The organism is Saccharothrix sp. DSM 118769 (assembly GCF_052936295.1).
This window is the reverse complement of the sequence record NZ_CP193627.1, coordinates 1,182,156-1,203,330: the sequence shown is the minus strand read 5'-3', so window position 1 is coordinate 1,203,330 and position 21,175 is coordinate 1,182,156. Positions and strand designations below refer to the sequence as shown.

General features: G+C 72.9%; 15 protein-coding genes and 1 tRNA gene. 12 read left to right on the top strand and 4 right to left on the bottom strand.

Translation table 11 applies throughout. The features are described 5' to 3' along the window. Positions 1–14 precede the first annotated feature (14 nt). Positions 15–1,655 (top strand): ATP-binding cassette domain-containing protein, encoded by a 1,641-nt coding sequence (locus ACRAKJ_RS05770; RefSeq protein ID WP_438919339.1) that lies wholly within the window; start codon positions 15–17, stop codon positions 1,653–1,655. A gap of 16 nt (positions 1,656–1,671) precedes the next feature. Here the strand turns inward: ACRAKJ_RS05770 and ACRAKJ_RS05765 are convergent, their stop codons facing one another. Beyond that, positions 1,672–2,817: an Ig-like domain-containing protein gene (locus tag ACRAKJ_RS05765; protein WP_438919340.1), complete on the bottom strand. Its 1,146-nt coding sequence runs from the start codon at positions 2,815–2,817 to the stop codon at positions 1,672–1,674. A 296-nt stretch (positions 2,818–3,113) separates the two neighbouring features. Between ACRAKJ_RS05765 and ACRAKJ_RS05760 the strand changes: the two genes are divergently transcribed. Beyond that, a tRNA-Lys gene (locus tag ACRAKJ_RS05760) sits at positions 3,114–3,186 on the top strand. 489 nt (positions 3,187–3,675) lie between these two features. Here the strand turns inward: ACRAKJ_RS05760 and ACRAKJ_RS05755 are convergent. Then, entirely contained in the window at positions 3,676–6,669 is a 2,994-nt protein-coding gene (locus tag ACRAKJ_RS05755) for a BTAD domain-containing putative transcriptional regulator (protein ID WP_438919341.1), read from the bottom strand. A gap of 199 nt (positions 6,670–6,868) precedes the next feature. Here ACRAKJ_RS05755 and ACRAKJ_RS05750 point away from each other — a divergent pair, with 199 nt between their 5' ends. Both ACRAKJ_RS05750 and ACRAKJ_RS05745 read left to right on the top strand, forming a co-directional pair. After that, positions 6,869–8,068, top strand: a complete 1,200-nt coding sequence (locus ACRAKJ_RS05750; protein WP_438919342.1) for a hypothetical protein — start codon at positions 6,869–6,871, stop codon at positions 8,066–8,068. Further along, positions 8,065–8,490 carry a hypothetical protein gene (locus ACRAKJ_RS05745; RefSeq protein WP_438919343.1) on the top strand — a complete coding sequence of 142 codons (426 nt, stop codon included), beginning with the start codon at positions 8,065–8,067 and terminating at the stop codon, positions 8,488–8,490. The genes ACRAKJ_RS05750 and ACRAKJ_RS05745 overlap by 4 nt, the downstream gene beginning before the upstream one ends. Here the strand turns inward: ACRAKJ_RS05745 and ACRAKJ_RS05740 are convergent. Both ACRAKJ_RS05740 and ACRAKJ_RS05735 read right to left on the bottom strand, forming a co-directional pair. Next, positions 8,416–10,581: an NB-ARC domain-containing protein gene (locus tag ACRAKJ_RS05740; protein WP_447008892.1), complete on the bottom strand. Its 2,166-nt coding sequence runs from the start codon at positions 10,579–10,581 to the stop codon at positions 8,416–8,418. The two genes, ACRAKJ_RS05745 and ACRAKJ_RS05740, sit on opposite strands and share 75 nt — an antisense overlap. Before the next feature lie 137 nt (positions 10,582–10,718). Then, positions 10,719–11,390 carry a hypothetical protein gene (locus ACRAKJ_RS05735; RefSeq protein ID WP_438919345.1) on the bottom strand — a complete coding sequence of 224 codons (672 nt, stop codon included), beginning with the start codon at positions 11,388–11,390 and terminating at the stop codon, positions 10,719–10,721. An 89-nt stretch (positions 11,391–11,479) separates the two neighbouring features. Here ACRAKJ_RS05735 and ACRAKJ_RS05730 point away from each other — a divergent pair, with 89 nt between their 5' ends. From ACRAKJ_RS05730 to ACRAKJ_RS05695, 8 genes are all read left to right on the top strand, one after another. Continuing rightward, complete coding sequence (locus ACRAKJ_RS05730) at positions 11,480–12,592, top strand: DUF2786 domain-containing protein (protein WP_438919346.1); 1,113 nt, start codon at positions 11,480–11,482, stop codon at positions 12,590–12,592. A gap of 46 nt (positions 12,593–12,638) precedes the next feature. Then, positions 12,639–13,307, top strand: coding sequence for a DNA mismatch endonuclease Vsr (locus ACRAKJ_RS05725; protein ID WP_438919347.1), 669 nt, complete (start codon positions 12,639–12,641; stop codon positions 13,305–13,307). Between the two features lie 14 nt (positions 13,308–13,321). Next, positions 13,322–14,437, top strand: coding sequence for a DNA (cytosine-5-)-methyltransferase (locus ACRAKJ_RS05720; RefSeq protein WP_438919359.1), 1,116 nt, complete (start codon positions 13,322–13,324; stop codon positions 14,435–14,437). A 10-nt stretch (positions 14,438–14,447) separates the two neighbouring features. Beyond that, positions 14,448–14,978, top strand: a complete 531-nt coding sequence (locus tag ACRAKJ_RS05715; RefSeq protein ID WP_438919348.1) for a hypothetical protein — start codon at positions 14,448–14,450, stop codon at positions 14,976–14,978. Positions 14,979–15,018: 40 nt separating this feature from the next. Next, positions 15,019–15,288: a GlsB/YeaQ/YmgE family stress response membrane protein gene (locus ACRAKJ_RS05710; RefSeq protein WP_438919349.1), complete on the top strand. Its 270-nt coding sequence runs from the start codon at positions 15,019–15,021 to the stop codon at positions 15,286–15,288. Positions 15,289–15,454: 166 nt separating this feature from the next. Continuing rightward, positions 15,455–18,415: an SNF2-related protein gene (locus ACRAKJ_RS05705; protein ID WP_438919350.1), complete on the top strand. Its 2,961-nt coding sequence runs from the start codon at positions 15,455–15,457 to the stop codon at positions 18,413–18,415. Further along, positions 18,408–19,304 carry an SWIM zinc finger family protein gene (locus tag ACRAKJ_RS05700; RefSeq protein ID WP_438919351.1) on the top strand — a complete coding sequence of 299 codons (897 nt, stop codon included), beginning with the start codon at positions 18,408–18,410 and terminating at the stop codon, positions 19,302–19,304. Before ACRAKJ_RS05705 ends, ACRAKJ_RS05700 begins: the two co-directional genes overlap by 8 nt. A gap of 131 nt (positions 19,305–19,435) precedes the next feature. Next, positions 19,436–21,142, top strand: coding sequence for an acyl-CoA dehydrogenase family protein (locus ACRAKJ_RS05695; protein ID WP_438919352.1), 1,707 nt, complete (start codon positions 19,436–19,438; stop codon positions 21,140–21,142). Positions 21,143–21,175 lie beyond the last annotated feature (33 nt).

Here is a 21,175-nt window from a genome sequence, read left to right as displayed (position 1 = left end):
TGCAAGGAGTTGTCGTGAGCGCCACGCTCGTCGCGAAGGACCTGGCCGCCGGGCACGGCGACCGCGTGCTGTTCTCCGGTCTCGACCTCGTGGTCGCCCCTGGCGACGTGGTGGGTCTCGTCGGGGCGAACGGCGCGGGGAAGTCCACCCTCCTGCGCACCCTGGCCGGGCTGCTGCCCGCCGAGGAGGGCGTGGTCCGCCTCTCCCCCACCACGGCCACCGTCGGCCACCTGCCGCAGGAGCCCGAACGGCGTCCCGGCGAGACGGTCCGCGCGTTCCTGGCCCGCCGCACCGGCGTCGCCGACGCGCAGGTCGCCCTCGACCGGGCCACCGAGCTGCTCACCGCGGGCGAGGACCACGACGACACCTACTCGGCGGCGCTGGAGCGGTGGCTGGCCCTCGGCGGCGCGGACCTCGACGAGCGGGCCGAGGAGATCGCCGCGTCGCTCCGGCTCGGCGTGTCGCTCGACCAGCCGATGACGGCGCTCTCCGGCGGCCAGGCGGCCCGCGCCGGCATGGCGTCGTTGCTGCTCAGCCGGTACGACGTGTTCCTGCTCGACGAGCCGACGAACGACCTGGACCTCGACGGCCTGGCCCGGCTGGAGGCGTTCGTCACCGGGCTGCGGGCGGGTGCCGTGCTGGTGTCGCACGACCGCGAGTTCCTGGCGCGCACCGTCACCCGGGTCGTGGAGCTGGACCTGGCCCAGCAGCAGGTGCGCACCTACGGCGGCGGGTACGAGGCGTACCTGGAGGAGCGCGAGGTGGCCCGCCGGCACGCCCGCGAGGAGTACGAGGAGTACGCGAACACCCGCTCCGGGCTGGAGGACCGCGCCCGCACGCAGCGGTCCTGGATGGAGAAGGGCGTCAAGAACGCCCGCCGCAAGGCCCCCGACAACGACAAGATCGGCCGCAAGTTCCGCACCGAGGCCACCGAGAAGCAGGCCGCCAAGGCCCGGCAGACCGAGCGGCTCATCGAGCGGCTGGACGTCGTGGAGGAACCCCGCAAGGAGTGGGAGCTGCGGATGGAGATCGCCGCCGCGCCCCGCTCCGGCTCGGTGGTGGCGGTGCTGCGGTCGGCCGTGGTGACCCGGGGCGACTTCACCCTCGGCCCCGTCGACCTCCAGGTGGACTGGGCCGACCGGGTCGCCATCACCGGCGCGAACGGCGCGGGCAAGTCCACCCTGCTCGGTGCCCTGCTGGGGCGGGTGCCGGTGACGTCCGGGTCGGCGTCCCTGGGCTCCGGGGTGGTCGTGGGCGAGGTCGACCAGGCGCGCGGGCTGTTCCTGGGCCCCGAGGGGCTGCTGGACGCGTTCGGCGCGGCCGTGCCCGACCTCGTGCCCGCCGACGTGCGCACGCTGCTGGCGAAGTTCGGGCTGCGGGCGGCGCACGTGCTGCGGCCCGCCGCGTCCCTGTCGCCCGGTGAGCGCACCCGGGCCGCGCTGGCCCTGCTCCAGGCGCGCGGCGTGAACCTGCTCGTGCTGGACGAGCCGACGAACCACCTCGACCTGCCCGCGATCGAGCAGCTCGAAGCGGCCCTGGAGTCCTACACCGGCACGCTGCTGCTGGTCACCCACGACCGGCGGATGCTCACCGCGGTGCGCACGACCCGCCGCCTGGAAGTGGCGGCGGGCCGCGTGACCGACCTGGTGCTCTAGCGCTCCCCGCCGGGGGCTAGCGGTTGCCCTTGACCCACTGCTCCCACGGGATCTGCCAGTCGCCGAACCCGTCCCACGACTGCAGCGCCGGCCCGCCGCTGTTGGTCACCACGACGACGTCGCCCTGCTTGGAGTTCTCGAACACCCACCGGGCGTTCTCCAGCGACAGGTTCAGGCAGCCGTGGCTGACGTTGCGGTGCCCCTGGTCGCCGACGGACCACGGCGCGCCGTGGAAGAAGATGCCGCTGTTGGACATCCGGAACGCCCACTTCACCGGCGTCACGTACCCGCCCGCCTCCAGCGACAGGCCGTACGTGCGGGAGTCCATGGTCATGTCGGCGTGCTTCTCCATCAGCACGTACGTGCCGGTCGGCGTCGGGTTCTGCGCGTCGCCCATCGAGGTGGGCATGGTGCGCACGACCTGGCCGTTGACCTTGGTGACGACCTGGTGCGCGGCGCCGTCCGCCTCGTGGACCACCGCGTCGCCGATGGTCGCCGTGACGAGCCGGTCCTCCTCGCCGTACACGCCGTTGCCCACGTGCTTGCCGTAGACCTTCGCGTTGACGGTGATCTTGGTGCCGGGCGTCCAGTAGTCCCGCGGGCGCCAGTGGACGGTCTTCTCGTCGAACCAGTAGAAGGCGCCCTCGACCTTGGGCTCCGTGGTGATGGAGATCATCGCCTCGGCCGCCGCCTTGTCGGCGATCGGCTCGTCGAAGGAGAACGCCAGCGGCTGGCCGATGCCGACCACCGCGCCGTCGAGCGGCGTGACCGACAGGTAGGTCAGCGTGCGCGGCTTGACGGTGGTGAACGTCGAGTTCTTCGTGACCGGCGCGCCGTCCGAGCCCTGGCCCGTCACCGAGAGGGTGTAGGTCTTCTGGTAGCCCAGCGGTTCGGTGTTGGTCCACTGGAGACCGTCCGGGCTCACCTGCCCGGCGACCGCCTTGCCCTCCGGGTTGGTCAGCGTGACGGAGGTCAGCTTGCCGTCCGTCGCCGTGACGACGACCGGCTGCCCGGGCGGCACGTCGACCGCCGCGTCCGCGGGCCCGGTGCTCAGCGCCACGGGCTTGGGCGGCGGCGCGGACGAGGTCGACGCGGAGGTCGAGGTCCCGCCCCCGGCGCTCTCCGTGCTCGCCGACCCCGACGAGCAACTTGTGACCAACATCGCGACCAACCCCACCGCGACGATCCCCAGCGCTCCGCGCGCCCCCCGGCTACGAGCCATCACACGTCCTCCGCTCAAGTCCCCAGAACACCGGCACTGCCCGTAGGCGGGCACTTCGGTGTCCCCTGACAAGGTGACGCCCCGAGGGTTGACGGTGTTGCCCGTGATACTGGATCGTTACCAAGGCGAAGTTCCCCCTGGACGAAGGCGGGCACACCCGCTCTGACCAGGCGATTGGGAGCCGGGAGAGACGCTGTGCTAATGTTCTCCACGTCGGACGGAGCAACAAGGTCCGAGCGCCGCTAGCTCAACTGGCAGAGCAGCTGACTCTTAATCAGCGGGTTCGGGGTTCGAGTCCCTGGCGGCGCACAGCACAGCGAAGAGGGCCACCGTTCACCGGTGGTCCTCATTGCTTTGTCGGCATGTCGATCCGGTGAACCGCACTTCACCCCCAGGGGGCGAAGGCAATGCCTCCGCCCCTCCGGTCACGTCGGCGCCACAGGCGTTCCGACGCAGGTTCTTCGGGTCTTGCGTAAGTGGATGTCCACTGCTTCCCCTCTCAGAGGTTCCCGCGGTTTCAGCCGATGCGGCCGGGCCAGCACATCAAGACCGCCCCGGCCACCATGAGCACGTGGCGGTTCGTCAAGGCGCCGGCAATCAGAACACGAGCGTTCCGCATAAGGCGGCTGGTCATTTCGCGCACGGCGCATTCGATCACGGACCACTGGGGCGACCTCAAGCAGGGGTCCCCCATCAGAGGGACGGACCCCGTAGCCGCACTGCTCAACAACAAGTCGGCGTCAATTAATTATGCACTTTAGGGTTTGAAGTTCACTATTTAGTGTGAACTACACCCAGTCATGGCACGTGCCTTGTCACCTCCTGTGATGGGGATGCGGCCGGACGGGGGTCGGTCGAGCGCGGGAGCGGAATCGGCGCACGGGCACGGGCGCGCACTGCCAGGTGCTCGCCGACGCCGTGGGCACCGACACCGTGGGCACCGACGCTCCCGCTCTGGCGCAGGGCGTCGTCGGCCCGGCGCCACAGCTCCTCGACCTCGTCCTCGTCCCCGCCGAGGGCCGCCAGCGCGTCGCCCCACAGGTGGAGGGCGTGGCCGCGCCCCGCGTGCGCGCCGATGGCGTCGCAGACCGCGACCGCCTGCTCGGCGTGGGCCACGACCTCGTCCAGCCTGCCGAGGTTGTACTCCACCTCGGTGATCGCGACCAGCGCTTCCCCCGTCCGGATCCGATCGCCCCCGACGGGGTGCAGCGCCAGCGCCTCGCCCAGGCGGAGCAGGGCCAGGTCCAGTTCCCCGCGGCTGAGGTGCAGCGTCCCGAGGTTCGTGAGCGTGGTCGCGACGCCGCGCAGGTGCCTTATGGAACGCCTTATCTCCAGCGCCTCGTAGTAATGCCCCAACGCCAGGTCGTCCTGCTCCGCTTTGCGGTAGGCGTTCGCCAACTCGTTGAGCGCGTACGCCTCGCCGTCGCGGTACCCGGATTTCCGCACCGCTTCGAGGGTGCTCCGGTAGAGCGCGATGGCCGAGGCGATCTCGCCCAGCGCGAGGTGGATTCCCGCGAGGTTGTGGTTGCAGATGAGTTGTATTTCCTGGGCGCCGATCCGCTCCGCGATCTCCACACCCGCGTGGAAGTGGTCCCGCGCCTCGACGTACCTCTCCAGGCGGTACAGGACCATTCCGAGGTTGCTGTGGGTGCCGCTGATCGCTTCGAGGTCGCCCAGCGCGGTCGCGGCTTTCAACGCCACCCGGTGACTGATGAGGAAGTCCTCGTAGTAACCGGAGCGGTCGTACGCCTCGTGGAAGTTCGCGGAAATCCGCCAGGCGTGGTCGTGGAAGCCGTGCCGCACGGCGAGGGACACGGCCGCGACCAGGTTCGCCCGCTCGTCGCTCAACCACTTCAACGCCTCGGCCTGACCGTTCAGCGAGACCGCGGTGGCGGACATCCCGGCCAGTGGGGGCACCGGTGAGGTCTGCGGGTCGAGTTCGTGAGCCGCGACACCCGAGGACGCCAGGAACCAGTCCAGCATCCTCTTCAACGCGCTCGTGCGGACCTGCGTGGGTTCGTCCCTGCGCACCAGGAGCAGCGCGAAGCCGTGCAGGGTGTCGTGCAGCCGGAAGCGCCGCGGCGCGGTGCCGTGGTCGAGCAGGTTGTGCCGGACCAGCACGCCGAGGTGGGCGGCCACGACCTCCGCGGGCTCCCCGAGCAGCGCGCTCACCACGTCGACGCCGAACTCGGTCGTCGGGTTCAGCCCCAGGAGGCGGAAGACGTGCGCGGTGTCGGCGGGAAGGTAGCGGAAGGACCACGAGAACGCGACGGGCAGCGTGGCGCTCTCGTCGTCGCTGTCGTGCACGTCGCCCAGGACGCCCAGGCCGTCGTGGCCGCGGAACTCCTCGGCCAGGTCGGCGATCGACGTGCCGGGGCGGTGGACGACCTGCTGCGCGATGATCCGCAGTCCCAGGGGCAGGCCGCCGACGAGGCCCGCCAGGTCGCGCACCGCCGAGGGGTCCTCGTCGGCGCGGGTGCGGCCGATCTCCTTGCGCAGCAACGAGACCGACTCGGACGCGGACAGCGGCGGCACGGACTTCAGGTCGACGTGGTCGAGGACGCCCAGTCCGAACAGGCGCGTGCGGCTGGTGATGATCGTGACGCAGTTCGGTGTCGCGGCGAGCACCGGTCGCACCTGCGTGCTCTCGTGCGCGTCGTCGAGCAGGATCAGCAGCCGACGACCGCCGATGATCCGGCGCAGTTCGAGCCTGCGCTCGTCGCCGGTGGCCGGTATCCGCTCGGCGCCGAGCGAGCGGAGCAGGAAGGCGAGCACGTCGTCGGCCGCGACCGGCGTGCCGGCGCTGTACCCCCGCAGTTCGACGTACAGGTTGCCGTCCGGGAAGCTGCCGAGGCGGCGCGCCGCCCACTTGAGCGCCAGTTGGCTCTTGCCGACGCTCGGCATCCCGTGGAGGGCGACCACGCGGCCACCGCCGCCGTCACCGTCGAGCAGCGCGTCGAGTTCGGCCAGCAGGTCCTCGCGGCCGATGAAGTTGCGCGCGGGGGGCGGGATCTGGTGCGGCGGTGTGGCGCTCGCGGACGCCGTGCTCTCCTGCTTGCGCAGGATCGAGCGGTAGAGGTCGCGCAGTTGCGGGCCCGGTTCCGCACCGATGTGCTCGAAGAGCCTGCGGCAGAACGCGGCGTAGAAGTCGAGCGCCGCCGAGTAGCGGCCCAGCGCGTCCAGGGAACGCATGTACAACCCGGCGAACGCCTCGTCGGGCGCGAGCGTGGCGGTCAGCCTCCCGGCCTCCGCCATGACCTCCAGGTGCTCGCCCAACTGGTGCTGGCAGTCCAGCAGCGCGTAGAAGGCGGGCAATCGGTCGAACGTCTCCATCTGGTCACGGCAACGATCGGCCCAGGCGCCTTCCACTTCCTGCAGGGGGCGCCCGTCCCACAGCGCCAGCGCCTCGCGGAGCAACTCCTTCGCGGCGCGGTGGTCACCTGCCTGTGCGGCCATTCGCCCTCGGTCCGCCAATTTGCGGAAACGATAGTAGTCCACCGCCTCGGCCGGCTCGACGACAAGCCGGTACGCGTGCCCCTCCTTCAATATGGAAGCACCTGTCCCGGATTTGGCCAGAATTGCCCGCAGCTTGCTGATGATCGGCTGGAGACTGCTCCGCACCTGTTCAGGCGTGCTCCCCGGCCAGAAGACCTGCGCCATCCGGTCGATCTGCACGGACCGGGGGAAGTAGTAGAGCAGCATTGTGAGGATCCTGCGGTGCTTGGCGGGCCCCAAGTCGTGATCTTTCCCGCCGATGTGTAATCGCGTCTTGCCCATGATCTTGAGATCCACCAGCGCCACCTTTCGCTGGCCCGATGTTCCTGTGCCTCCAGTGTGCTTCACGGTTGAGATCTCCCGTAGGACTTCTACCATTATTCGTCCGAATCGGCGACACGGACCGGGGCGATCGGCGGGGTGCAAGCGAACTGCAAGTTCGCGGCAAAACCGGCTGTCAACCTCTCCCCCAGGGTTGCTACGCGAGGGGGAGCGCATGACAGGACAGGAGTGGCCGCGGGTGCCGATAGGGCTCGACGCGCCGCAGTGGGTGAGCCGCGCCGGCTGCTCGTCGGTGCTGGCGGTGGTGCACACGGTCACCAGCGGGCAGCGGCTGTTGGAGGCCGTGCAGTTGATCGAGAGCGACACGAGGGTGCAGGTGGTGTTCACGCAGGCGCCCGACGCGTTCGGCAACGGGGTCACCGACTTCCTGCACGCCGAGGGCGGGCTGGTGCTGCCGTGGGAGATGGCGGTCCGGGAGCGGTTCGACCTCGCCGTCGCGGCGGCCTACGGCGGGCTGCACGAGGTGCACGCGCCGTTGGTGGTGATGCCGCACGGCGCGGGCTACGGCAAGGCGTTCGCCACCGGCGAGGGGCAGGTCGTCTACGGCTTGGACGCGCAGCGCCTGGTGCACAACGGCCGCGTGCTGCCGAGCGCGGTGGTGCTCGCGCACGACGACGAGCGGGAGGTGCTGCGGCGGCAGTGCCCGCAGGCGGTCGACGTGGCGGTGGTGGCGGGGGACCCGTGCTACGACCGGCTGGTGGCGAGCCTGCCGCGCCGGGACGAGTACCGCGCCGCGCTGGGCGTGCGGCCCGGGGAGGAGGTCGTCGTGGTCAGTTCGACGTGGGGGCTGCACTCGCTGTTCGCGCGGTTCGAGGACCTGCTGCCCAGCCTGCTGGAGGAACTGACGCCGCGGGGGGTTCGGGTGATGGCGCTGGTGCACCCGGCCGCGTGGTTCGGCCACGGCAGGCGCCAGGTCGACGCGTGGCTCGCGGAGTGCCGGGAGGCGGGCCTGGTCGTGCTGGGGCCGGAGGTGGACTGGCGGGTCGCGCTCATCGCCTCGGACCAGGTCGTCGCGGACCACGGCTCGGTCGGCGTCTACGCGGCGGCCGTCGACCGGCCGGTGGTGCTGGTGGCCCCGCCGGTGCAGAGCGCGACCAGCGGCGGGTCGCCGCACGAGCTGCTGCGCCGGACCGCGCCGAGGTTCCGGCCCGGGGTCCCGGTGCGCGAGCAGTTCGAGGCGGCGGCACCGCGGGCCGCGGCCCTGGGCGAGGCGGTCCGCGAGCGGCTGACCTCGCAGCCCGGCCGGTCGTCGGCCGAGCTGCGCCGGGTCATGTACCGGCTGCTCGACATCCCCGAACCGGGTCGCCACCGCGCCGTGCCCCCGGTCCCGGCACCGCTGGGAGGGATGCGGTGAGCGACCCCGTCGTGCGCTGGTCGACCGGGTCGGACGGCCTGGCCGACGTCGTCCTGTGCGCGGCGACCGAGGTGGACGGGCGCGCGGTGACCGCGTCGCTCCGGGAGGCCAACCCGTTCGCCGCCCTGCTCGTCGCGGTGTCGCCCGCGCTGGTGGTCGTGCGCACCGAGTTCGACGACGTGGTCGGGTTGAGGCCGGTCGGGGTCGCGGCGCGCTGCCTCGACGCCGAGGCGGCCGTGCTCTCCGCCGCCCGGTCGCTCTACGCCTGGCACGTGTCGCGCCTGGACCTGCGCGCGCTGTCGCGGCGAGGGCTGCCCGTGTGGTGCGGTCGGCACCGCTCGGCGCGGTCAACCGTCGCGTGCGGGTGGCTCGGGGTCACCGTCGGGGCGGTCGAGCCGCTGGGCGATCTCGGCCGCCCGTGAGGAGCCGATGCCGCGGTAGAGCCGCAGAGCCCGTGCCCAGTGCTCTGCGGCCTCCTCGGGCCTCCCCGACCGCTCCAGCGCCTGCGCCGCCAACCGGTGCGCGTCGGCCGCCCCCCTCGGCGAGCCGAGGGCGTTCATCGCCTCCACGGCGTCGAGTGCCGCACGTTCGGCCTGCGCCGGCCGGTCCGCCCTCAGGTGCGCCTCGGCCCGGGCCACCACGACGCGCGCCGCGTTGTAGGGATCGGGCTCGGGCAGTCCGCCCAGCAGGACCTCGGCCTCGTCGAGCGCGGCCGTCGCCTCGTCGCTCCTGCCGAGCCGGGACAGCACCGCGCCGAGGTTGACCAGCGTGAGGCCGAGGGCCCGGTCGGCGGACAGCCCGCGGTAGTCCTCGGCCAGCCCGGCGAACAGCGCGGTCGCGTCGGCGAGGTTGCCGCGCTCGGTCTCGAGCAGGGCGGAGGCCTCCCGCACGGCGGCGGTGGCCCACGGGTCCGCCATCGACCGGGCGAGGTCGGCGGACGCCTCCAGGTGCGCCCGCGCCTCGTCGTAGCGGCCCAGCGTCGTGCACGCCATGCCGAGCCGTTTGAGCATCTCCCACTCCGCGAACGCGTTGCCCCAGCGCCGCCCGGCCTCGACGCCCCGTTCGTCGATCTCCAGCCGGTCCCGGTAGTGCTTCTTGTGCAGCAGCAGCGGCCACATGACGTCCGCGAGCTGCCACGAGAGTTCCCACCACCCCCTCTCCGAGGCGACGCGACCGCACTCGACCAGGTTCGGCCGTTCCTCCTCCAGCCAGGCCAGCGCGGACTCCCGGTCGGCGAACCCCGGCACGTCCTGCGGCTCGGTGGTGAACCCGTACTCCAGCCGCCTGCGGTGCGGGGTGACGACGCGGTCGGCCGCCATGGCGCCCACCAGGTACCACTCGACCACCCGCCGCACGACCCGCTCCAGCGCGGCGGCGCCGTCCTCGGCGTCGGCCGTGTTCCGGGCGTGCAGCCGCAGCAGGTCGTGGTACCGGTAGCGGCCCTCCCCCACCGGTTCCACGAGGTTGCCGTCCACCAGTTCCTCCAGGGAGGCCATCGGGTCGTCGTCGCCGTCCAGCACCGACGCGGCGACCGGGGCGCCGAACTCCCGACCGGGGTGCAGCGCGAGCCTGCGGTAGAGGGCCGCCGCGGACGACCGGAGCGCCCGGTAGGAGAGGTCGAACGTCGTCTGCACGGACAGCTCGGGCGCGGACAGCACCGACAGCCGGCGGCGCTCGTCGCCCAGTTCGGCGAGCACCTTCCGCACGGACCACTGCGGCCTGGTCGCGAGGCGCGCGGCGGCCACCCGCACCGCGATCGGCAGGCCGCCGCACATGTCCACCAGGGCCTCGGCCGGGTCGGGCTCGTCGACGACGCGCCTGCCCACGACCTCGGCGAGCAACCGCAGCGCCGACGCCGCGGCCAGCGGTCCGACGTCGAGCAGCCGCGCGCCCTCCGCGACCAGGCCCGTCAACCGGCTGCGGCTGGTCACCAGGACGGCGCTGGAGGGCGAGTTCGGCGCGAGCGGCCTGACCTGCGCCGCGGAGTAGGCGTTGTCGAGCAGCACGAGGAGCTTCTTGTCCGCGGTGAGCGAGCGGTACAGCGCGGCCTGTTCGGCGAGGTCCGCCGGCACCTCGCGGGACGACACGCCGAGACCGCGCAGGAACAGGCCCAGGGCCTCCTCCGGGAGGACCGGCCGCGCGCCGCTGAACCCGGCGAGGTCCACGTAGAGCTGGCCGTCGCCGAACAGGTCCCCCACCTCGTGCGCCCACTGGAGCGCGAGCGCCGTCTTGCCGATGCCACCGGGACCGCTGAGCACCGTGAGCATGCGCGTCCCGCGCTTCCTGCTCTCCCCCAGGAAGTCACCCAATCGAGTCAATTCGTCACGGCGATCGGTGAAATGCGCCGGAGCGGCCAGCAATTGGCGCGGCACCGGGACCGGAGTGGACGGTGCGGTGTGGAACACGATGTCGCCGTGCACCTCACCCGCTTGGACGACACCGCCGCGGACCTCGCCCGACAGCAGGTTGTAGGCACAGTCGCGACCGTCCCGCGCCTCACCCGATCGCGACATACGCACCCCCGTGGCGTGTCTTGCCGACCACCACGACCGTACGACGCGGGACACACCCCGATAAAGACCTGAACGAACGAACTCGACATTCAACCGGACCAGCGGGGCGATGAGAACCGTCACAATCCGCCGCATTCTCACCTGAAAGCGAGCGCTATTCGTCGGTCGACCAGCAGTCTGGTGCGTTGCACGTCGACGTCGACCGCCATCCGGGTGTCGCGGTCGAGGCGGTGGTAGGACCTGGCCAGGAGCCAGTGCGCGGCCTCCGTCCCGATCGCCGTCAGCTCGCCCCTCGAGGCCAGGTCGGTCCGGGCGGCCAGGTGGTTCCGCGTCACGAACGCCTTGCGCACGACACCGCCCGACAGCTCGTCGATCAGGAACACCATCGCGTGCTCGTCCCCTGCGAACGCGTAGTCGCACACCAGCGCCAGGTAGCCCGCATCCAGCGACCGGTCGCAGATCCAGGCGCCCCCGGCGGTCAGGGGCGGGGTGGCCGGGAGGACCGCGCCGGCGGCCCAGTCGCGCGGGCGGCCGGTGAGGGTGGCGGCCAGGACGCGCAGCAGGGCGTGGTTGCGGAGGCTCGGGTAGGACACGGCGTGCTCGATGAGGCCCGCCCAGAACTCCTCGTCCGGGCGGGCGTCCGCCACGGCGGTGCTGACGGTCAGCTCGGCCTCGAGGGGGTCGGTCAGCTGCGGCAGGGTGCGGCAGCGGAGGACGACTCGGTGCTGGGCCGGGGTCAGCGGCGTCCCCAGTGGACGGTTCACCACCACGATCGATCGGCGCTTCGGGCGCTGCGTGTTCCGGCTCACGGCGCGAGGCTGGCACGTGGGACCGGGTGTGGGGAGCGGCACGCAGCAGGTTCGTCGACAGCGCACCCGAAAGAGGACAATCGGCGGTCGTGGACTCCCTGCACGAGGCGTTGTGGCGGGCCGCGGCGAACCGCCGGGCCAGGCTGCCGCGCACCTCCGGACTGCCGGCCGCCGACGTGGACGCCGCGGTGGGCGGTGTGCTGCGCCGCGCCCTCGACCACCTGTGGGAGCACGGGTGGCTGCCCGGCGACGTGTACGAGGCGGTGCGGCGCGACGCGGACGAGCGCGCGCTGTCGTTCCTCGTGGACGCCATCGCGGCGGACACCGCGCGGCACACCGCCGTGCACCCGCGCTGGCGGGCGCAGGTGGAGGGCATCGGCGCCGAGGTCTGGTGGGACACCGGCGAACCGCACCTGGAGCAGTGGGCGCGGCGGCACATCGAGCTGCGCGACGACGCGGTGGCCGCGGCGGTGGACGCGCTCGGCGTGCTGCTCGCGCTGCCCGCCCTGCCGGTGATCGTGCCGCGGCCGGGCACGCCGATGGCGGCGTTCGACCACCACGGCGTGGACCCGAAGGTGCTCAACCGGGTGCGCGGGCTGCTGGCGAAGGCGGAGTCGACGGCGTTCCCCGAGGAGGCGGAGGCGCTGTCGGCCAAGGCGCAGGAGCTGGTGACGCGGCACGCCCTGGAGCGGATGCCGGTGGAGGCGGGGACCACGACGTCGCGGCGGCTGTGGCTCGACCGCAAGTACTTCGACGGCAAGGCGCAGGTCGTGCACGTCGTCGCGGAGGCCAACCGGTGCCGTGCCGTGGTGTACGACCTGGGGTTCGTCGCGCTGGTCGGCGAGGAGATGGACCTGGAGATCGTGGAGCTGCTGTCGGCGTCGCTGCTGGTGCAGGCGACGCGCGCGATGGTCGCGGCGGGCGACCGGGCGCGCAAGGGCGACGAGTCGCGGTCCTCGGCCTACCGCAAGTCGTTCCTGCTGTCCTACGCGCACCGGGTGGGCGAGCGGCTGAAGGCGGCCAACGCGGTGCCCGAGGACGACCGGCTGCTGCCCGTGCTGGCCGCGCGGCGCAGGGAGGTGGACGAGTACTTCGGGGCGATGTTCACGCGCACGGTGGCGAAGACGACCCCCGTGCGCAGCGCCGCCGGGTGGGACGCGGGCCGCTCGGCCGCCGACCGCGCGACCCTGTCGCTCGACTGACCCGCGCCTGCGCTTCCACGGCTGGTTCCGCGCGCGGACCGGCGTCGTGGAGCGCGTGGTGGCGCACGAGTGCGCGGCCGTCGAGCGGGTGACCGAGGTCGAGGCCGCGTGCCGCAGCGCGCGGTGCTGCGCGGGCACGGGGTGTGAGGTGCGCGCGCACCCGTTGGCGGAGTTGGTGTTCGGGGTGGACGCGTGGGTGGACCGGCTGCCGCTCACCCCGCGCGGCGGGCCGCGCGGCGCGGAGGCTGCGGGAGGTGCCGCACCCCGGGTGAGCCATCATGGCCCGGTGCCGAACCTGGAGACGACGGACGACGTCCGCGCCCGGATGAGCAAGCAGCGCTCGCGCGACACGGGGATCGAGGTGGCGCTGCGGCGCGAGCTGCACCGCCTCGGCCTGCGCTACCGGGTGCACCGGCGGCCGGTGCGCGCCGTGCGGCGGGAGGCGGACGTGGTGTTCGGGCCCGCCCGCGTGGCCGTGTTCGTCGACGGCTGCTTCTGGCACGGCTGCCCGGAGCACGGCACGTGGCCCAAGCGCAACGGCGAGTTCTGGCGCGCCAAGATCGAGGCGAACCGGGCGCGCGACGCGAACACCGACCGGCGGCTGGCCGAGGAGGGCTGGCTGTCGGTGCGGGTGTGGGAGCACGAGGACCCGGTGGGTGCGGCGGACCGGGTGCGGGCGGCGGTTCTGGAGCGGCGGCGCGGTCGGCTACCGTGAGGTCCGTGCTGTCCATGATCGACCTGTTCGCCGGCTGTGGCGGCATGACCTCCGGGTTCGCCGCGGCCGGTGGTTACGCGCCGGTCATGGCGGTGGAGTGGGACCTGCACGCGGCGGCGACGTACGCGGCGAACTTCGGCGAGGACCACATGCGGTGGTCCGACATCGCGTCCATCCCCGACGACGCGGTCCCCGAGGTGGACGTGGTCGTCGGCGGGCCGCCGTGCCAGGGCTTCTCGAACCTCGGGTCGCGCGACGTGAACGACCCGCGCAACTCGCTGTGGCGCGAGTACCTGCGGTTCGTGCGGCGGGCCGAGCCCGCGGTGTTCGTGATCGAGAACGTGGACCGGTTCCTCACCTCGACCGAGTTCGCGCTGCTCCAGGCCGAGACCGAGGACTACGAGCTGTCCGCGGGCGTGCTGCTGGCGGCGGACTTCGGCGTGCCCCAGCGGCGGCGGCGGGCCATCGTGATCGGGTCGCGGGTCGGCCGCATCCCGCTGCCCGCGCCGACCCACCCGCGCGGGCGCTGGCACACCGTGGGCGACGTGCTGCGCGGCCTGCCGGAGAGGCCCGTGACGACGTCGCTGCCGACGTCGCAGGTGGAGTTCTTCGGCCGCCGGCTGCCCGGGTCGTTCAAGAGCGCCGAGCTGCACATCGGGCGCAACCCCACGCCGCTGTCGCGCGAGCGCTACCGGCACGTCCCGCCCGGCGGCGGCCGGTTCGACCTGCCGGACGAGCTGCTGCCCCGGTGCTGGCGGGAGAAGAAGACCGGCACGACGGACGTGATGGGCCGGATGCGGTGGGACGAGCCGTCGCTGACCATCCGCACCGAGTTCTACAAGCCGGAGAAGGGCCGCTACCTGCACCCGCAGTGGGAGCCGGGGCCGGCCGGGCACCGCGTGGACCGGCCGATCACGCACCTGGAGGCGGCGCGGCTCCAGTCGTTCCCGGACTCCTTCGAGTGGTGCGGGTCGAAGATCGAGGTGGCCCGCCAGATCGGCAACGCCGTGCCGCCGATGCTGGCGAAGGCCATCGCCGAGCACCTCAGGCCGTACCTAACGGGTGAATCCTCCCCCGATCCGTCCTGCGTCCTCTGCGACCGCACCGGAATTGTCGGACCCCGTCCGTAACGTCGTCGGCATGACGACAACCACGTACGAGAACTCGGTCCGCATCGGCTCCACCACCTACCGCCTGGTGGCGAGCGCGGACCCGGAGCTGTCCCTGGAACTGGCCGGCACCGACACGGCGGGCGCGCTGGTGGCCGAGGGCGTCCTGCGCCTGCCCGCGGACGCCGGGGCGAGGATCGGCAGGCTGCTGGGCCAGGTCCTCGACGCCCTGGGCACGCTGGGCGCCCCGCCGCCGGTGTCGGCGCGCGGGAGGCCGGCCAACGCCAACCAGCCGTGGACGGAGGAGCTGGAGGAGGCGCTGCGCACGTCGTGGCTGGGCGCGGAGCCCGGCACCGGTGCCGCGGAGCTGATCCGCGCCCTGGCCAGGCGGCTGGAACGCACGCCCACGTCGATCAGGTCGCGGCTGGCGAAGGCCGGGTGCGACCCGGACGTCCCGGGGCGGGCGCTGTCGGGACCGGCCGCCGAGGTGTTCGGCGTTCAGGGTCGGGATCAGGGGCGGGTCAGGGGCACGCCCGATCCGCGCGGGGCGGGGGCGGGGTGATGCTCGGGGTGGACTTCGAGTATCGGGGAAAGGACGTCCCATGGAGATCACCGGGCTCATCTCGGCGCTCGTCTTCGGCGTGCTCATCGGCGGTGCGGGGCGACTGGTCGTGCCGGGCAGGCAGAGGGTCTCGCTGTTGATGACGCTGCTCGTGGGCATAGCGGCAGCCCTGCTGGGCACGTTCGCGGCGTCGGTGCTGGGCGTGTCCGAGACGGACGGCGTCGACTGGATCGAGCTGGCCCTCCAGGTCGGCCTGGCCGGGGTGGGCGTCACCACCCTGGCGCGCACGAGGACCCCGCAACACCGGTAACGACATCGCGGCGCCCGTGTCGCCCGCCCGGCCCTGCCCGGGTGGTCGGCGCGACGCCGGAACACGGGAAGGAGACCGACGACGATCACCGCCGATCCACGGCACCCCGGGGCCCGGGGTGCGGTGGGCCGGACCGGCTGTCGGACGTGGTGCCTAGAGTGGCGCCGTGTTCGTGCTGCACGCCTTGGGCGTGGGTGGTGGGCGAGTGGTCCTGTGGGCGGAGGGGTCGCTGTTGCCCGTCCGGGTCGACGGGCGGTTGGGGCGGCGGGTGGTCGCCCACCCCTTCGCGGTCGGCGCGGAGGAGCTGCGGTCGCTGGTCGGCCACGGCCCCGGGCCCGGCGCGGGCGAGGTGGTGGCGGTTCGGCTGCCGTCCTTCGCGTCCGGACCGGTGCCCTCGCCCGAGCTGGTGCGCGAGGGCGTCGGGCGGGGCGCGGTGCGGTGGCGGGAGTGGGAGGTCGCCGTCGTCCGGTGGGAGGACGAGGTCGCCGACGACCTCGCCGACTGCCGCCTGGGCGCGTCCGCGCGCTTCCTGAACGACGTGGTGCGGTTCGGGCGCGACCTCGTCCGGCGGGGTCGGGTGCTGCCCGCGATCGACGACAAGGGATCGGCCCGGTGGCGTGCCGCGCTGTCCGGCGCGGACTCGGCCCGGTGCTCGGCGCTGGTGGCGGAGGCGCCGCCGGCGTTCCTGGCCGCGGGCGGCGGGGACGAGGTCGTCCTCGCGGTGCTCGACTCGGTCGTCGACCGGGAGGTGCGCGCCTCCCTGCCCGAGGGCGGGGCCGGGCGGGACGGTGTGGCCGGGCAGAGCGGCGCGGCCGGGCGGGACGGCGCGATCGGGGCGTTCGTGCGCGCGTTGACCGGTCCGCCCCGGGTCGAGGGCTCGGACGCGGAGGTCGGCCGGCTGCGCGAGGTGCTCGACCGGTGGCGCTCACGCGGGCTGCGGGAGAGTCCTGTCCGGACGTGCTTCCGGCTCAGCTCGCCCGACCACGGCGGTCACCTGGAGGACGGGTGGCGGCTGGAGTTCCTGCTCCAGGCCGTGGACGAACCGAGCGTGCTGGTGCACGCCGAACAGGTGTGGCGGGGCAAGGCGGCCGTGCTGCGTCGGTGGGTGGACCGCGCCGAGGACGTGCTGCTCGGCGACCTGGGCCGGGCGAGCCGGTTGTACCCGGCGCTCGACCGCGCCCTGCGCGCCAAGCGGCCGGCCGTGGTGGAGCTGGACGTCGAGGGCGCCCACGAGTTCCTCGACCACGCCGCGCTGCTGGCGCAGGCCGGGTTCGGGGTGCTGCTGCCCTCGTGGTGGCGGCAGCCCCGCCGGCTCGGGCTGCGGTTGGAGGCCGAGAGCCGCGGCACGGCCGGTGTGGTCGCCAAGGAGAGCGAGCTGGGGCTCAAGGTCCTCGTCGACTACCGCTGGGAGCTGGCGCTCGGGGACGAGGTGCTGAGCGAGTCCGAGCTGACCGCACTGGCCGCCGCCAAGGTGCCGCTGGTGCGGGTGCGCGGGCAGTGGGTGCACGTCGACCGGGAGCGGTTGGCCGCCGGGCTCGCGTTCCTCGGGCGGGGCGGCGGGCGGATGACGGCCGCGCAGGTGCTGCTGATGAACGCCGACGACGCCGAGCTGCCGTTGCCGCTCAACGGCGTCGGCGCCACGGGCTGGCTGGGCGACCTGCTGTCGGGCCGGGTCGAGCACCGGCTGGAGCCGGTGGAGCAGCCGCGCGGGCTGGTCGCCGACCTGCGCCCCTACCAGCGGCGCGGGCTGGCGTGGCTCGCGTTCCTCGACCGGCTGGGGCTGGGCGCGTGCCTGGCCGACGACATGGGTCTCGGCAAGACGGTGCAGCTGCTGGCCCTGGAGGCGCACAACCGGCAGCACGGCACGCGGGCGCCGACGCTGCTGGTGTGCCCGATGTCGGTGGTCGGGAACTGGCAGCGCGAGGCCGCGCGGTTCACGCCCGGCCTGGAGGTCCGGGTCTACCACGGCGCGGACCGGATGCTCGACGTCGACTGCGACCTGGTGATCACGACGTACGCGGTGGTGTCGCGCGACGCCGGCCGGCTCGCCGGGGTCCAGTGGGACCGGGTCGTGCTCGACGAGGCGCAGAACGTCAAGAACAGCTCGACGCGGCAGTCGCGGGTGGTGCGGTCGCTGCCCGCGCGGCACCGGGTGGCGCTGACGGGCACGCCGGTGGAGAACCGGCTGGCCGAGCTGTGGTCGATCATGGACTTCGTCAACCCCGGCGTGCTGGGCACGGTCAGCACCTTCCGCGCCCGCTTCGCGGTGCCGATCGAACGCCACCACGACGAGGAGGCGGCGGTGCGGCTGCGGCGCGTCACCGGGCCGTTCGTGCTGCGCCGCCTCAAGACCGACCCGCGGGTGATCACCGACCTGCCGGACAAGATCGAGGTCAAGCAGCTGTGCACGTTGACGGCCGAGCAGGCGTCGCTGTACCGGGCCGTGGTGGACGACATGCTCGGCCGGATCGCGGAGGCGGAGGGCGTCAAGCGCAAGGGCCTGGTGCTGGCCACGATGTCGCGGCTCAAGCAGGTGTGCAACCACCCGGCGCAGCTGCTCGGCGACGGGTCGCGCGTCGCCGGGCGCTCGGGCAAGGTGGCGCGGCTGGAGGAGATCCTGGAGGAGGCGCTGGCCGACGGCGACAAGGCGCTGTGCTTCACCCAGTTCACCGGGTTCGGCGCGCTGGTCGTGCCGCACCTGGCCGCGCGGTTCGACACCGAGGTGCTGTTCCTGCACGGCGGCACGCCGAAGGGCAGGCGGGACGCGATGGTGCGGCGGTTCCAGGAGCGGGACGGGCCGTCGATCTTCGTGCTGTCGCTCAAGGCGGGCGGCATCGGCCTGAACCTGACGGCGGCCAACCACGTCGTGCACCTCGACCGGTGGTGGAACCCGGCGGTGGAGGACCAGGCGACCGACCGGGCGTTCCGGATCGGGCAGCGCAACCACGTGCAGGTGCGCAAGTTCGTCACCGTAGGGACGTTGGAGGAGCGCATCGACCGGATGATCGAGGAGAAGCGGGGGCTGTCGCAGCTCGTGGTCGGCGCGGGCGAGGACTGGTTGACCGAGTTGTCCACGAACGAGCTGCGCGAGCTGTTCGCGCTGTCCGGGGAGGCCGTCAGTGGGTGACCGGACCGACCGGGACGACTGGGCCGACCGGGACGACTGGCACGGCGAACGGCCGGGCGCGCGCCGGGCGGTGCGCGTCGAGGGCGGGCTGACGCTGCGCAGCAGGCGCGGTGACGTGGCGCGGACGTGGTGGTCGCGGCGGTTCGTGGAGGTGCTGGAGTCGTTCGGCATGGGCGGGCGGCTGGCGCGCGGGCGCGGGTACGCGCGGACCGGGCAGGTGATGAGCCTGTCGCTGTCGACGAGCCTGGTCGTGGCGCTGGTCACGGGGACGCGGCGCGAGCCGTACCGGGCGCGGGTCGGGGTGCGGAAGTTCAGCGACGAGGAGTGGTCGCGCATCGAGCACGCGCTGGCCGACCGGGCGATCTTCGCGGCGAAGCTGCTGGCGGGCGAGATGCCGCCGGAGATCGAGGAGGTGTTCGCCGACCTGGGGCTCACGCTGTTCCCGGGCACGCTGCGCGAGATGTCGATGGACTGCACGTGCCCGGACTGGGAGGTGCCGTGCAAGCACCTCGCCGCGACCTGCTACCTGCTCGCCGAGTCGTTCGACACCGACCCGTTCGAGATCCTCGCCTGGCGCGGCCGGTCGCGGGAGGACCTGCTGGACCGGCTGCGGGAGCTGCGCGCGCCCCTGCCGCACGAGGAGCCGCCGCCTCCCGCCGCACCCGCGCCGGAGGTGGAGGTCGAGCCGGAGGCCGACGCGTTCGCCGGGTTCTGGGTGCGCCGGAAGGCGGCGGAGGCGGTGCCCGAGGCCGCCGAACCGGGGACCGCGCGGCCGGACGCCCTGCTCGACCAGCTCGACCCGCTCGTGGTGGACGGCAGATCGCTCACCGACGACCTCCGCCCCCTCTACCGGCGGATCGCGAGGTCCCCGCGCCGGGCCGAGCCGTAGCGCGGGCGACACCCCTTCCGGCGTGACGGTCGACACACCGCACGCGGAGTCCGGCGACCCCGGCCCCCGACGCGACGGCCGGTCAAGTTACCCACTGGTAACGTGCGGCGACGACGAAGGGAGAACCCCCGGTGCTGTTCAACCCCGACACCTACGACGCCGGCCACCTGGACCCCGAGAGCCGCCGCCTGCTGCGCGCGGTCATCGACTGGTTCGAGGAGCGCGGCAAGCGCCGGCTGATCGCCGACGACCAGGCCAAGGTCTGGTACTCCGAGTTCCTCGACTTCGTCGCGCGCGAGAAGCTGTTCGCGACCTTCTGCACGCCGGCCGCCGAGGCGGGCGGGCACCCCGACAAGCGCTGGGACGCCGCCCGCAACGCCGCCCTGAGCGAGGTGCTCGGCTTCTACGGCCTCCAGTACTGGTACGCCTGGCAGGTCACCGTCCTCGGCCTCGGCCCGATCTGGATGAGCGACAACGCCGCCGCCCGCGCGAAGGCCGCCGAGCTGCTGGACGACGGCGCGGTGTTCGCGTTCGGCCTGTCCGAGAAGGAGCACGGCGCGGACGTCTACTCCACCGACATGGTGCTCACCCCGACCGGCGACGGCTTCGTCGCCAACGGCGGCAAGTACTACATCGGCAACGGCAACGTCGCGGGCATGGTCTCGGTCTTCGGCCGCCGCGCCGACGTCGAGGGCCCCGACGGGTACGTGTTCTTCGCCGTCGACTCGCAGCACGAGGCGTTCCACCTGGTCAAGAACGTCGTCGACTCGCAGATGTTCGTCAGCGAGTTCCGGCTGGAGGACTACCCGGTGGGCGCGGACGACGTGCTGCACACCGGCGCGGACGCGTTCAGCGCCGCCCTGAACACGGTGAACGTCGGCAAGTTCAACCTGTGCACGGCGTCCATCGGCATCGACGAGCACGCGTTCCACGAGGCGATCACCCACGCCCACAACCGGGTGCTCTACGGCAAGCGCGTCACCGACTTCCCGCACGTGCGGCAGAACTTCGTCGACGCCTACGCCCGCCTGGCCGCGATGAAGCTGTTCTCCGACCGCGCGGTCGACTACTTCCGCGGTGCCTCCCCCGAGGACCGCCGCTACCTGCTGTTCAACCCCATCACCAAGATGAAGGTCACCAGCGAGGGCGAACGCGTCATCGACCTGCTGTGGGACGTGATCGCGGCCAAGGGCTTCGAGAAGGACACCTACTTCGCGATGGCGGCCCGCGACATCCGCGCGCTGCCGAAGCTGGAGGGCACGGTCCACGTCAACCTCGCCCTGGTGCTGAAGTTCATGCCCAACTACCTGTTCAACCCGGTCGAGCACGACGCGGTGCCGACCCGGCACGACCCGGCCGACGACGCGTTCTTCTGGCGCCAGGGCCCGGCCCGCGGCCTCGGGCAGGTCCGGTTCCAGGACTGGGAGGCCCCCTACCGCGAGCACGCGCGGGTGCCGAACGCGGCGCTGTTCCACGAGCAGGCGCGGGCCCTGCGGGACCTGCTCACCGACGCCGCGCCGGACGAGGCCCAGCAGCGGGACCTGGACTTCCTGCTCAACCTCGGCCACCTGTTCACGCTCGTCGTGTACGGGCAGCTGGTGCTGGAGCGGGCGGCGACCGCGGGCGTGGACGACGACCTGCTGGACCAGGTGTTCGACGTGCTGGTGCGCGACTTCTCCGCCTACGCCGTCGCCCTGCACGGCAAGGCGTCGTCCACCCCGGCCCAGCAGGAGTGGGCGCTGGGCGTGGTGCGCAAGCCGGTCGCGGACGGCGGGCGGTTCGACCGGGTGTGGCAGGCGGTGGCCGCGTTGTCCGGGGCGTACGAGATGCGTCCGTGAACACCGGGCCGGTCGGGCGACGCGTGCGTCCGA

Bases quoted from the DNA above. Each gene is read 5' to 3' on its own strand.
- ACRAKJ_RS05720 (WP_438919359.1), top strand. From the start codon at position 13,322: ATGATCGACCTGTTCGCCGGCTGTGGCGGCATGACCTCCGGGTTCGCC.
- ACRAKJ_RS05750 (WP_438919342.1), top strand. From the start codon at position 6,869: ATGACAGGACAGGAGTGGCCGCGGGTGCCGATAGGGCTCGACGCGCCG.
- ACRAKJ_RS05740 (WP_447008892.1), bottom strand. From the start codon at position 10,581: ATGTCGCGATCGGGTGAGGCGCGGGACGGTCGCGACTGTGCCTACAAC.
- ACRAKJ_RS05715 (WP_438919348.1), top strand. From the start codon at position 14,448: ATGACGACAACCACGTACGAGAACTCGGTCCGCATCGGCTCCACCACC.
- ACRAKJ_RS05710 (WP_438919349.1), top strand. From the start codon at position 15,019: ATGGAGATCACCGGGCTCATCTCGGCGCTCGTCTTCGGCGTGCTCATC.
- ACRAKJ_RS05765 (WP_438919340.1), bottom strand. From the start codon at position 2,817: ATGTTGGTCACAAGTTGCTCGTCGGGGTCGGCGAGCACGGAGAGCGCC.